The following is a 13,299-nucleotide window of genomic DNA, read 5'->3' on the forward strand; positions in this document are numbered from 1 at the left end:
CCCTGCCCATGGACCGAGTCACTGAAGCCACGAAGGACTGTTTCGACGCCGCCATTCAATTGCGCGGCTCGGATGCGGCGGCCATTCCTCCGCCCGAGACCCTCCACCACCGCCTGCGCGGCGTGGTGGACGAGATGCTGCGGCGCGCCGCGGTGCTGGGCTTCAGCCATCAGGACGCACAGGACATGGCGTACGCGATGGTGGCGCTCATCGACGAGATGGTGCTCGGCCGGCCGGAGGAGTACCGCCAGTTCTGGAGCTCCAACCCGCTGCAGCTCCACTACTTCAACGAGACGGTGGCCGGTGACGGCTTCTTCAACCGCCTCAACAACGTGCGCAAGGACCCGCACCGCGCGGAAGTCCTGCAGGTGTATTACCTGTGCATGCTCTTCGGCTTCCAGGGCCGCTACCGCATCCGCGGCGGCGAGCTGGAGCTGATGACGCTCATCGACACCGTGCAGAAGGATTTGGAGCGCGCGCGTCCCTTCGACTTCGACGTGCTGTCGCCCCACGGCGAGCGCCCCACGGAGTCGCTCCTGTCCAAGCGGAAGAAGGCCTCCATCCTGGGCATCTCCGCCAGCGCGCTGGCGGTGGCGGTGCTCTTCTACGGGGTGCTGCAGTTCTTCCTCAATGACACGGTGGGCGAGCTGAAGAGCCGCATCGAGGTCCACGCAGCCAAGAACACGGCCAGCAACGCCATGGCCTCGGAGGACGCGCCATGATGGCGTACCTGCTGCCACTGTTGGGCATTGGCGCCCCCACCTTCGCCATTCTCAGCATGCTCGGCTTCACGCCGGCGGAGGCGGCCATCATCGGCGCGCTGGCGGGCCTGCTCGCCATGGGCGTGGTGTGGCTGGTGAAGCGCATCCTCGCGCGCCGCGCGGCGAAGAAGCTGGAGGGCGCGCTGGCGACGCAGGCGGAGGAGCAGGCGGCCACGGTGCGGCCGGACCTCCAGCCCGAAATCAAGGCCATGCAGGCCGAGTTCTCCAAGGCGGTGGACGCGCTCAAGATGTCCAAGCTGGCGCGCGGCGGCAAGGACGCGCTGGCCGTGCTGCCCTGGTACCTCATCGTCGGTCCCCCGGGCGCGGGCAAGAGCACGGCGCTGCGCAACTCGGGCCTCAAGTTCCCCTACCTCTCCGCGCGCGGCGGCGTGCGCGGCGTGGGCGGCACGCGCAACTGCGACTGGTGGCTCACCAACGAGGCCGTCATCCTCGACACGGCGGGCCGCTACACCAGCGCGGAAGAAGACAGGCCGGAGTGGCTGGCCTTCCTCGACACGGTGGCCAAGCACCGCCCCAGCCGTCCCATCAACGGCCTCATCGTGGCCATCAGCGTCAGCGAGCTGATGAACGCGGACCCGCAGGCCGTGGGCGAGATGGGGCAGACCATCCGCGAGCGCCTGGATGAAATCACCACCCGGCTGAAGATGCTGGTGCCGGTGTATGTGATGATTACCAAGTGCGACCTGCTGCCCGGGTTCGTGGAGATGTTCTCGGATTTGTCGCGCGTGGAGCGCGGGCAGATCTGGGGCTTCACGGTGCCGGTGGAGCAGCAGCGCGAGGCGAGCACGGACCTGTTCCGCGAGCGCTTCGACGAGATGCTCTCCGTGCTGGAGCAGCGCAGCCTGCGCCGGCTGGGCCAGGAGCGCCGGCTGGAGACGCGCGAGAACATCTACGGCTTCCCGCAGAAGTTCGACGCGCTCCGGAAGAACCTCTCCGAGTTCCTCCAGCCGCTCTTCCTGGAGAACGTCTTCCAGGACACGCCCGTCTTCCGCGGCCTGTACTTCAACAGCGGCACGCAGGACGTGCGCGCGGTGGACAAGGTGGCCCCGTCCGCCGCCGAGCTGTTCGGCTCCACCAACGGCCGGCCGCAGACGGACGGCGCCACGGAAGGGCGCAGCTACTTCCTCTGGGACGTCTTCACCAAGGTGATGTTCCAGGACCAGCAGATGGCGGTGCGCAGCTCGCTTGAAGAAGCGAGGGTGCGCCGCCAGCGCATGGTGCTGGCCAGCATCGCCATGGCGGCCACCGCGCTCCTGCTGTCGCTGCCCACGGTGTCCTTCTTCCAGAACCGGTCCATGGCCCAGGCCGTCACCAAGGCCATCACCGACGTGAGCCTGGACACGCGCGATGGCGCGGACATCCGCCGCGTGGAGGACCTGACTCCGCTGCGCAACCGGCTGCAGGAATTGACCGAGTACGAGGAGGGCGGCGCGCCCCTGTTCATGCGCTTCGGCCTCTACCAGGGTGACAAGCTGCTGCCGCAGGCGCGCCAGTTCTACAACGCCGCCCTGCGCCGGGTGCTGCTGGGCAAGCAGTTCGAGCTCATCCAGCAGCGGCTGGAGACGTTCGGGAAGAACCCGGACCTCATCACCGTCCGCAGCGAAGCCGACTTCAACAAGAACTTCGACGCGTACCGGCAGTATTTCGATGACCTGAAGATGTACCTGCTGGTGACGACGCCCAGGGATCCGCGCGAGCCGGAGCTGGACAAGCTTCAGCAGGAGTGGCTGGTGCAACAGATTGTCAGCCACTGGAAGCGGGTGCGGGGTGGCGCGGTGGACGAGCGGGCGGTGGCCAACCACGCGGCCACGTACCTGCGCATGCTCGCCAACGAGCAGATGCTGCCGGAGGAGCAGAAGCCCGCGCGCGCCGAGCGCATCGCCTTCTCCCGCGAGAATGGCGTCGTGCTCGCGGCGCGGCGCTCGCTGAACAACGTGCCGCTGGTGCGCCTGGAGCTGGCGCAGCTCGTGGCCAACGTGAGCAACGAGTTCCAGGACGTGACGCTGGAGCAACTGGTGGGCGCCGTGCCCCAGATGACCGCCACCCAGCGGGTGCGGGGCGCCTTCACGCGCATCGCGTACGAGCAGGCCGTCCGCGAGCGGATGGAAAAGGCCTTCAACAACCAGGAGTCCTGGGTTCTGGACCGCGATGAGCGGGTGGACGTGGTGGAGTCCCGCCGCGAGCTGCGCACGCTCTACTTCGAGGCCTACATCCAGGAGTGGCGCGACTTCCTCATGTCCATCAGCGTGCAGGCGCCGAAGTCCATCACGGACATGGAGCTCCTGTTGACCAACCTGACGCGCGGCAAGCCCAAGGCCTATGGCCGGCTCTTCCAGTCGCTCGCCCTCAACCTGCAGCTCGAGAGGCGGGAGGCGCCGGCAGCGGAGACCCTGACCAGCAAGCTGCCCAAGCCCATCCAGAAGCTGCTCGGCTCCGAGCCCGAGAAGGCCGTGGAGCCCAGGCGCGAGTACCTGGACCCCCGGTCGCCGACCGGAGCGCAGGAGGTGACGGCGCGGGACGTGTCGCGTGAGTTCGCGTCGCTCATCCGCTTCTACACGGAGAAGTTCAAGACGCCGGACGGCGAGGAGTCTGTGACGGCGCTGGAGTCCTACGAGGAGTACCTCAGCACCGTGCAGACCACGCTCCTGGCGGTGAAGGACAAGCCGGCGGAGGCGGGTGTCCTGACGAACAAGATCAAGGCCACCCGCAGCGAGGTGGAGATGCTGGTGCGCAAGCAGCCGGACAATGTCGCCATCTTCGAGCGGCTGCTGCTGCCTCCCTTCCAGGACCTGATCGATGTGATGGGCGAGGGCTGGGCGGAAAGCAAGAGCCGGCAGTGGTGCGAGCAGGTGATGCAGCCGTACCAGCAGGCGTTCAAGGGCTTCTACCCGTTCGACCGGACGTCCCAGAAGGATGCGCCGCTGCTCGAGGTGGCCGAGTTCCTGCGGCCCGAGGGCGGCGTGGTGCGCAAGTTCGTGAAGGAGCAGCTCCAGGAGGACGTGGTGTCCGTGGGCCGCAAGTGGGAGTTCACCTCGTCGAGCAGCAGCTACTACAAGCCCGAGCTGCTCACCTTCTTGGAGAAGCAGGGCGCGCTGGCCACCACGCTCTTCCCCGGTGGGGACACGGTGGACCCGCTGGTCCGCTTCCAGGTCCGCCTGCGCCCGGGCATCTCCGCGGACGGGATGGCGTCACCCATCTCCTCCATCACCTTCACGCTGGACGGCACGGACGAGGTGTACCGCAACGGTCCGGACACGGTGTGGAAGCCGATGATCTGGCCCGGCCAGGCCGGCAAGCTCGGCGCGCGCATCCTCGTCCAGAGCGCGGACGGCTCCACGGAGACGACGCTGGAGGCCGAGGGCGAGTGGGGGCTGTTCCGGCTCCTGGAGCGCGTCAAGCGCATCGAGCCCAGCGTGGACGGCCGCTACTTCACGGCCACGTGGGAAATCGAGGAGATGAACGGAGCGCTGGTCTCCATCGACTTCCGTCCCGAGCGCACCGCCAACCCGTTCTTCGGGTTGGGCGGTGGCAACACCTCGAAGCTGCTGGCCATCTTCCGGGACCCGGGCCTGCAACCGCCGAACGGCATCGCGCGCAAGAGCGGCGGGTGCACCCCGCAGGCCGTGGCGGCGGACGGAGTCCGGTGACATGACGGTGCAGTCGCAGCGCATCGGCCTGTTGGGCAAGACGCCCCGCCAGGCCGAGTTCATCCGGCTCAACGCCGCCACGCCGCTCGCCCTCCAGCTCTACACCTGGATGGAGGAAGGCGTGGAGCGCGCGCGGAGGGCCCGGGTGGACCTGCCCTCCGAGCCGGTGAACTTCGTCTTCACCGTGCCGGGCCAGAAGCAGGCGCTGGTGGGGCTGATGGCGCCCAGCAAGGACAGCGTCGGGCGGGAGTTCCCGCTGGCCGTCTTCACCGAGGTGGCCTCGGCGGCCACGGCTCCGCGCTACGCGCTGACGCCGGAGGCCTTCCAGCCCTTCCTCCGCGCCGCCGGGGCGCTGGCGGCCGCCGCGCGCGAGCTGGAGGTGCCGCAGCTGCTGGAGCGCGCGGCGGTGCTGCCGCTGCCCGGGCCAGGGGACTTCAACGTGGCGCAGCGGCTGCGCGACGCGACGCTGGCGGAGCACCGCACCCACGACCTGCTGGACCCCGTGGTGGAGGGCGCGCCCGAGGGCGGCCGCTACTACGCGCTGCACACCTTCCTCACCGCGTGCGTCGGCGAGCGCGGCCGCGAGCAGTCCGCGGCGGGCGTGGCGCTGGACTGTCCGCTGTCCACGCGCGTGGGCCCGGTGGCGTGGCTGGAGCTGTCCGCGCGCCTGCTCCGCTGGCCGAACCAGCCCCCGGCCTTCTTCTGGTCCCAGGGCGACAAGCCCCGGCTGCTGCTCAGCCTGGGCGCGGCCACCCCCGCCCTCTTCCTGTCCCTGGCCCAGCCCGGCCGTCCGGGCGCCCAGGTGTGGCCGCTGCGCACGGAGCGGCCCGCCGCCATCGACAACGCGCGCAAGGGCCTCAAGGCCGCCGCGCGCCAGGTCATCGACGCTCCTTCCACCACCCTCGAGCAGCTCCTCCGCGCGCTGGCTCCCTGAACCCGTCTGTCTTTATGCCGCCCACCCTCGAAGAGCTTCGCGAGCGTGCCCGTCCCTATGCCGAGCCCGTGCCCGGCGCAGCCCCCGCCGGGGTGCAGGCGAAGCACGAGCCGGCCTATGAGGCCATCACCGCGGAGGTGGCCAAGCTGGAGTCCCCCGCCGCTGGCGGCGTGCGCTGGGACGAGGTGGTGCGAGGCGCGGGCGAGCTGCTCCAGGGCACCACGAAGGACCTGTGGTTGGCCTCGTACATGGCCTATGGCCTGTATGCCACGCGCGGCCTGGACGGCGCGGCCACCGGGGCGGCCATCCTCGCCGAAGTCACCGAGCGCTTCTGGCCGGACCTCTTCCCCGAGCTGAAGCGGCTGCGCGGCCGCGCCAACGCGGTGGGCTGGTTCGTGGAGCGGCTGGGCCGGATTCTGCCCACCGTGGACCAGGGCTCGGTGAGCGCGGAGCCCCTGGAGGCGCTGGCCGTGGCGCTCAAGCGCCTGTCGCAGTTGTCGCGCGAGCGCTTCGGCGACTCCGCGCCCGCCTTCGGCCCGGTGCAGGACGCTGTCGCCCGGCTGCGCGCGGGGCTGCCCGAGCCCGTGCCGGCCACGCAGGACTCAGCTGCGACGAACGGTGCTTCCGCGAACGGCGCCGCCGCGAGCGAGCCCACCCCCGGGAATACCGCCCAGGGAGGCGCCGAGCCCGCGCACGGAGCCTCGGGCAACACCGCCGCCGCGGCGCACGGAGCCTCGGGCAACACCGCCGCGAATGGCGCCTCGGGCAACACGGCCGCGAATGGCACCCCGAATCACAGCGCCACGAATGCGGGCCAGGGCCACACCGCTGCCGCGAACCGCGCCGCGGGCAACACGGCCTCCGCCAGTGTCGCGGCGAACGGGGCCGCAAAGACAAACACCGCCGCTCCCACCGCGCCGCAGGCCGCGCGCCCCGCCGCGCCCGTGGTGGTGCCTCCCCTTCCCTCGCTGCCGTCCGCGCCGGACCTGTCCAGCGCGGAAGCCGTCACGGATTTCCTGCGCACCGTGGGCAGCTCGCTCCTGAGCGCCGCCGGGGCGCTGCGCCAGGCGAGCGCCACGGACCCGCTGCCCTACCGGCTCGTGCGCATGGGCCTGTGGCTGCACCTGTCCCGGCCGCCCGCCGCGGGCGCCAACGGCCGCACCACGCTGCAGGCCCTTCCGGACGCGCTGCGCACCAAGCTGGAGACGCTGGAGTCCAACCAGCGCTGGGCCGACCTGCTCGACGAGTCCGAGTCCGCGCTGGGCCAGCACCGCTTCGCCCTCACCCTGCACCGCTTCAGCGCCGCCGCCCTCACCGGCCTGGGCGAGTCGCACGCCGCCGCCCGCGCCTCGCTGGTGCAGGAACTGGGCGTCCAATTGCGCCGCATGTCCGGCGTGGAGGAGCTCGTCGCCGCCAACGACAAGCCCCTCACCGACGACGCCACCCGCGCCTGGCTGCGCGCGGAGGTGCTCCCCACGAGCACATCCTCCGCCATCCCTTCCTCCGGCCCGGGCCCCGCGGCCGCGCCGCTGTCCCTGCCTCCGCTGTCCCTGCCATCCGAAGCGTCCACCGCTGGAAGCAGCGCTGCCCTGGAGGAGGAGGCCCGCGCGCTGCTGGCCGAGGGCCGCGTCCACGAAGCTGTAACCCGATTGCAGGGTGTCATCGCCGCCGCCACCACCGGCCGCGCCCGATTCCTCTCACGACTGGCATTGGCGCGCCTGTGTGCCAATGCAGGACAGCTCCCGCTCGCACGTGCCGTCTATGACGCGCTCGACGAGGAGGTGTCTGCCCATTCGCTGGATACGTGGGAACCCGCCCTCGCGGCCGCGTGCCTCGAAGGCTGGCTCTCCACCCGTACCTCTGGGGAAAAGGAGGGGGGGCGGTTGGCAGCGAAGATTCGAAACCGGTATCGTCGTCTAGCGCGGTTGGATTCTTCCGCCGCGTTGCGCGTCGGCGCCTGATGCAACCCTGTTGTACCCGCGGCGAAGCTCCCCCCATGCGACGCCCGCGCTTCAAACGCAGCATTCAAGGAGATAGCCGCAGATGAGCAAAGAGAGTTCTGTCGCCCCTACCGAGCGCGTCAACATCGTCTACAAGCCCGCCACGGGCAACGCGCAGGAGCAGGTCGAGCTGCCGCTGAAGGTTCTCATGATGGGGGACTTCACGGGCCAGGCTGATGACCGTCCGCTGGAGCAGCGCGCGCCCATCAACGTCGACAAGGCCAACTTCAACGAGGTGATGGCCCAGCAGAACCTGAAGGTCACCCTCACCGCCGCGAACAAGCTGGACAGCGACCCCAACGCGACGATGAACGTCACCCTCCAGTTCAAGAACCTCAACGACTTCTCCCCGGAGAGCGTCGTCAACCAGGTTCCCGAGCTGAAGAAGCTGCTCGAGCTGCGCAGCGCGCTCAACGCCCTCAAGGGGCCCCTGGGCAACCTGCCCGCGTTCCGCAAGAAGCTGCAGTCCATGCTCGCCGACGAGGAGGGCCGCAAGGCGCTCATCAAGGAGCTGGGCCTCAAGGAAGAGACCAAGTAGCCCACCTTTCGGGGGATTTGAATCACCATGGCCAACGAGACCCAGACCCAGAAGTCCACGGGCGTCGCCGCTGACGCGTCGCTCTCCCTCCTCGACGAGATTCTCTCCGAGGCGAAGCTCAAGCCGAAGGACGAGGGCTACGACGTCGCCAAGCGCGGCGTGCAGGCCTTCATCACCGAGATGCTGGCGCCGCACCGCTCCGAGGAGCGCGTGGACAAGGCCCTCGTCGACGCGATGATTGCCGAAATCGACAAGCGCCTGTCCTCGCAGGTCAACGAAATCCTCCACGCCAAGGAGTTCCAGAAGCTGGAGTCCTCGTGGCGCTCGCTGAAGTTCCTCGTGGACCGCGTGGACTTCCGCGAGAACACCCGCGTGGAGATGCTCAACGTCTCCAAGGAGGACCTGCACAAGGACTTCGAGGACGCGCCGGAAGTCACCAAGAGCGGCCTCTACAAGCTCGTCTACTCCAACGAGTACGGCGTGTTCGGCGGCAAGCCCTACGGCATCATCAACGCCAACTACGACTTCGACGTGGGCCCGCAGGACATGGACCTGCTGCGCAAGTGCGCGTCCGTCGCCGCCATGGCGCACGCGCCCTTCATCGCCAACGCCGCGCCGGACGTCTTCGGCGAGCAGAGCTTCCTCAAGCTGCCGGACCTCAAGGACCTCAAGTCCCTCTTCGAGGGCCCGCAGTACGCCCGGTGGCACTCGTTCCGCGAGAGCGAGGACGCGCGCTACGTGGGCCTCGCCCTGCCGCGCTTCCTGCTGCGCCTGCCCTACGGTGAGAAGACCGTCCCCGTGAAGGCCTTCAACTTCACCGAGGACGTCATCGGTCACCACGACCGCTACCTCTGGGGCTACGCCTCCGTCGCCATGACGAGCCGCGTGGCGGACTCCTTCGCCAAGTTCCGCTGGAGCCCGAACATCATCGGTCCCCAGTCCGGCGGCGCGGTGGAGAACCTGCCGCTGCACCAGTACGAGGCCATGGGGGAAATCCAGACCAAGATTCCCACCGAGGTCATGCTCACCGAGCGCCGCGAGTACGAGCTCGCCGAGGAGGGCTTCATCGGCCTCGTCTTCCGCAAGGACTCGGACAACGCCGCCTTCTTCAGCGCCAACTCCGCGCAGAAGCCCAAGTTCTTCGGCAACACCCCGGAGGGCAAGGCCGCGGAGACCAACTACCGCCTCGGCACGCAGCTGCCCTACATGTTCATCATGACGCGCCTGGCGCACTACATCAAGGTGCTGCAGCGCGAGCAGATTGGCAGCTGGAAGGAGAAGTCGGACCTGGAGCGCGAGCTCAACCACTGGATGAGCCAGTACATCTCGGACATGGACGACCCGGCGCCCGCGGTGCGCTCGCGCCGTCCGCTCCGTGCCGCGCGCGTGACGGTGGAGGACGTGGACGGCCAGCCCGGCTGGTACCGTTGCAGCCTGCAGGTGCGCCCGCACTTCAAGTACATGGGCGCGTCGTTCACCTTGTCCCTCGTGGGCAAGCTGGACAAGGAGTGAGCCCGCTTCACGCTCTGTCGGTTGAATCAGCTAGTTTGTAGGGGCTCCAAAACCCGGGCTCGCAGTGAGCCCGGGGCCACCGCGCGCGATGCGCGCACAGCGAAGAGGTTGAAGCATGGCTGAGTCAGTACACCTGTACCTGAAGGCGAACGGCACGGACATCAAGGGCGACAGCACCCAGACGAGCCTGGGCCGCGCCGACTCCATCGAGTGCGTCTACTACGACCAGAAGGTCTTCACCGCGCGTGAGGCCGGCTCCGGTCTGGCCACGGGCCGCCGCCAGTACGAGGGCATCACCATCCGCAAGCGCATCGACAAGTCGTCGCCGCTGCTGATGAAGGCCCTCTGCGAGAACCAGGTCATCGAGGCGACCTTCAAGTTCTTCCGTCCGAACCCGACGGGCGACGGCACCACCGAGCAGTTCTACACGACGAGCATCAAGAAGGCGCGCGTCAACAGCATCAAGCAGTACGTCCCGGACTCCTTCGTCCCGGCCAGCACCAACCTTCCTCCCATGGAGGAGATCACCCTGGTGTTCCACACCATCAACTGGACCATCACCAACGGTGGCGTGACGCACGAGGACACCTGGGACACCCAGCGCTAGTCATGCGCTCCTCCCACCGGCCGCCCGTGCAGAAGTCGACGCGGGCGGTCGGAGGTGGGCCTTCCCTGGTAGAGACAGACGAAACACATGGGCTCCCGAGGTCTGCTGTCCCGCATCGCCGAAGGCAACGGCACGCTCGCGCCGCCGGGCGACGTGGTGGAGTCCATCGCCGAGCACCTGCGCGTCCTGCTCAACACGCGCAAGGGTGAGTCCGTGGCGGCTCCGGCGTTCGGCATCCTGGACCTGAACGACATCGTCCACTCGTACCCGTCGGCCATTCCGCGGATGACGCAGTCCATCCGCACGGCCATCCAGGACTATGAGCCGCGGTTGAGGAACGTGGTGGTGCAGTACTCGGCGGACCCGGCGGACCCGACGGCGCTGCGTTTCGACATCAACGCCCAGCTCGTCACGAAGGACCGGCGGGGCATGGTGCGCTTCCACACGCAGGTGCATCCGGGCGGACGCGTGGACCTGTGGTGAGCCACGGGGTGAGTGGCAAAGGGCGAGGATGTTCAGCAAGTACTACCTGAGCGAGCTGTCGTACCTGCGGGAGATGGGCCGCGCCTTCGGGCTGGCCAACCCTTCCGTCGCGGGCCTGTTGGTGGAGCGCGGAGCGGACCCGGACGTGGAGCGCTTGCTGGAGGGCTTCGCCTTCCTCACCGCCCGCATCCGCGAGCGCGTGGACGACGACGTACCGGAGCTGGTGCACGGCCTCACGGAGCTGTTGCTGCCGCACTACCTGCGCCCGCTGCCGGCCTCCACCATCGTCGAATTCTCTCCGCACCTGCGCGCGCTGCGCGGCCGCTCGCGCCTGCCCGCCGGGGCCGAAGTCGCGTCGCATCCCATCGACGGCACCACCTGCGTCTTCCGCACCACCACGGACGTGGACCTGCTGCCCGTGCAGCTCACGGACGCGCTGCTGGACCGCGCGTCCATCACGTCTCCCGTGCTGCGGCTGTTCTTCCAGACGACGGAGCAGGGCCGCGCCGAGGTGTTCCGGCAGCAGGGCCTGCGCCTGTTCATCCACGGCGAGCTATCCGCCGCGTCCGTCGTGCTGCTGTGGCTCCTGCGCTACTGCCGCCAGGTGCGCGTGCGCGGCGCGTCCTCGCCGGAGGGCGAGGGCTTCAAGCTGCCGGCCAATGCCATCCATCCGGTGGGCTTCGACAAGGACTTCAAGCTGCTGCCGTGGCCGCGCGCCAGCGAGGGCTACCGCCAGCTCCAGGAGTACCTGACGCTGCCGGAGAAGTTCCTGTTCTTCGACGTGCGCGGGCTGGACGCCGCGGCGGGCGTGAAGGACGACAAGTTCGAGATTGCCTTCCACCTGGAGCGGCCGCCGCCCCTGGACGCGCGCATCCACCGGGAGATGTTCCGGCTGCACTGCGCGCCGGTGGTGAACCTCTTCAGCGTGCCGGCGGACCCCATCCTCCACCAGGTGCTGGACAAGGAGCACCTGCTGCGCGCGTCGGACCTGCCGGCCAACCACGCCGAGGTGTACTCGGTGGACGCGGTGACGGGCCTGCAGGCGGGCCGCAACGAGCGGCGCGAGTACCGGCCCTTCTTCGAGTTCAGCCACACCGCGGGCGGCGACGCGGAGCAGGCCTTCTACCGGCTGCGCCGGGTGCACTCGCCGCTGGACGACGGCATCGACACGTACATCACCGTGGAGACGCCGAGGAACGTGGCACCGGTGCTGGGCTCGGAGGAGGCGCTCTCCATCGACCTCACCTGCACCAACCGCTCGCTGCCCTCGCGGCTCCAGGTGGGAGATTTGACGGCCTCCACGGCGGCCAGCCCCACGCAGGCGAAGTTCAAGAACATCTCCCCGGTGAGCCGGCCGGCGCGCGCGCCGCTGGGCTCGGAGCTGCACTGGCGGCTCTTGTCACACCTGGCCATCAACCAGCACTCGCTGGCGGACGCGGCGGCGCTGCGGCGGCTGATGGACCTCTACAACTTCCATTCCCTCACGGACAACCTCGCGGCGCGCGCCAGCCGCCTGCGCATCAACGCCATCCGCGCTGTGGAGACGAAGCCGGTGACGCGCTTCCTGGAGGGCGCGCCCCTGCGCGGCCACCGCACCCGCGTGGACCTGGACGAGGCGAACTTCATGGGCGTGGGTGACTCGTTCCTCTTCGGGTGCATCCTCGAGGAGTTGCTCGCGTCCCACGTCACCATCAACTCCTTCAACGAGCTGAGCATCCGGCTCCACCCCTCGCAGACGGAGTACACGTGGCTTCCGAGGAACGGCACGCAGACGCTCTTGTAGAGACGGCGCGTCAGCTCGCGGAGGTGGCACCCCGGGCGGGCTTCTTCCCGCTGGTGGCCTTCCTGGAGCGGCTGACGGCCGAGGCCGTGCGCGTGGGCGGCCCCGGCCCCGTCAACGAGGAGATGATCCGCTTCCGGCATGACCCGTCGCTGGGCTTCCCGTCCGGCGACGTCAACTCGGTGGCGCTCCACCGCGTGCCGGTGCGCGCGGAGGACCCGTACTCGAAGCGGCCGCTGTTCGAGGTGGTGACGAGCTTCCTCGGCCTCACCGGCTCGGTGAGTCCCCTCCCCCACTACATCGCGGAGGAGGTGGCCCAGGAGGACCCGGACCAGCCCGTGCGGCGCGAGTTCCTGGACCTCTTCCACCACCGCCTGCTGTCGCTGCTGTATCGGATTGAGTCCAAGTACCGCGTCACCAGTGAGACGGACACGTCCTTCACGGACCAGTGGTCCAAGCGGCTCCTCGCGCTGGGCGGCTTCGACACGTACGAGAAGCCCCTGGAGAGCAAGCTGCCGACCTGGCGCCTGCTGCGAATCGCGCCACTGCTGGCCGGGCGCTTCCGCACGGCGTCGCAGCTGGAGGTGGCCCTCCAGGACGTGCTGGGTGACGACCTCGAGGGGGCGCGCGTCTCGGTGCGCCAGTTCGTGGGCCGCTGGGTGGACATCGACGCGCGGGTGCAACTGGGCCGCGTCAACAACATCCTCGGGCGCAACATGCTCCTGGGCGGCAAGGCCTTCGACAGGACGGGGAAGATTCAAATCCACATCAACCCGCTGCCGCCGCGCGCATACCGGCGACTGATGCCGGAGGGAGATCTGCTCCCCCTGGTGCGCGAGGTGGTGGCCCTCTTCGTGAAGGACCCGCTCGAATACGACTTGGAGCTGGGGCTCACCGAGGGGGTGCAGCAGCAGTTCCGCCTCTCCCGCAAGGAGCCGAGCAAGCTCGGCCGGGACACGTGGCTGGGCAACAGTCATCAGACGCAGCTCAGCGTCCCCGTGGCGAGATGAAATCCC

10 protein-coding genes are annotated in these 13,299 nt (G+C 69.0%); all 10 read left to right on the plus strand.

Annotated features, from left to right (window positions below; genetic code table 11):
• Positions 1-8: 8 nt before the first annotated feature.
• The 10 genes from ACVTJA_RS34890 (at position 9) to tssG (ending at position 13,293) form a co-directional block, all read left to right on the plus strand.
• A complete protein-coding gene (locus ACVTJA_RS34890) occupies positions 9-722 on the plus strand; it encodes a DotU family type IV/VI secretion system protein (protein ID WP_465826147.1) in 714 nt (237 codons plus the stop codon).
• Positions 719-4,429 (plus strand): type VI secretion system membrane subunit TssM, encoded by a 3,711-nt coding sequence (tssM, locus tag ACVTJA_RS34895; protein WP_465826149.1) that lies wholly within the window; start codon positions 719-721, stop codon positions 4,427-4,429. Before ACVTJA_RS34890 ends, tssM begins: the two co-directional genes overlap by 4 nt.
• A gap of 1 nt (position 4,430) precedes the next feature.
• Complete coding sequence (tagF, locus tag ACVTJA_RS34900; protein WP_465826150.1) at positions 4,431-5,363, plus strand: type VI secretion system-associated protein TagF; 933 nt, start codon at positions 4,431-4,433, stop codon at positions 5,361-5,363.
• 14 nt (positions 5,364-5,377) lie between these two features.
• Positions 5,378-7,324 carry a type VI secretion system protein TssA gene (gene tssA, locus ACVTJA_RS34905; protein ID WP_465826152.1) on the plus strand — a complete coding sequence of 649 codons (1,947 nt, stop codon included), beginning with the start codon at positions 5,378-5,380 and terminating at the stop codon, positions 7,322-7,324.
• An 82-nt stretch (positions 7,325-7,406) separates the two neighbouring features.
• Complete coding sequence (gene tssB / locus ACVTJA_RS34910; protein ID WP_465826154.1) at positions 7,407-7,901, plus strand: type VI secretion system contractile sheath small subunit; 495 nt, start codon at positions 7,407-7,409, stop codon at positions 7,899-7,901.
• Between the two features lie 27 nt (positions 7,902-7,928).
• The gene (gene tssC, locus ACVTJA_RS34915; protein WP_465826156.1) at positions 7,929-9,413 is read left to right on the plus strand and encodes a type VI secretion system contractile sheath large subunit; all 1,485 of its coding nucleotides are present in this window, start codon (positions 7,929-7,931) and stop codon (positions 9,411-9,413) included.
• Between the two features lie 115 nt (positions 9,414-9,528).
• Positions 9,529-10,020, plus strand: coding sequence for a type VI secretion system tube protein TssD (gene tssD / locus ACVTJA_RS34920; protein WP_206726382.1), 492 nt, complete (start codon positions 9,529-9,531; stop codon positions 10,018-10,020).
• Positions 10,021-10,107: 87 nt separating this feature from the next.
• Positions 10,108-10,503 carry a type VI secretion system baseplate subunit TssE gene (gene tssE / locus ACVTJA_RS34925; protein ID WP_465826160.1) on the plus strand — a complete coding sequence of 132 codons (396 nt, stop codon included), beginning with the start codon at positions 10,108-10,110 and terminating at the stop codon, positions 10,501-10,503.
• A gap of 28 nt (positions 10,504-10,531) precedes the next feature.
• The gene (gene tssF / locus ACVTJA_RS34930) at positions 10,532-12,286 is read left to right on the plus strand and encodes a type VI secretion system baseplate subunit TssF (protein ID WP_465826162.1); all 1,755 of its coding nucleotides are present in this window, start codon (positions 10,532-10,534) and stop codon (positions 12,284-12,286) included.
• Positions 12,250-13,293, plus strand: coding sequence for a type VI secretion system baseplate subunit TssG (tssG, locus tag ACVTJA_RS34935; protein WP_465826165.1), 1,044 nt, complete (start codon positions 12,250-12,252; stop codon positions 13,291-13,293). Before tssF ends, tssG begins: the two co-directional genes overlap by 37 nt.
• The last annotated feature ends 6 nt before the right edge of the window (positions 13,294-13,299 follow it).

The organism is Pyxidicoccus sp. M6 (assembly GCF_055568925.1).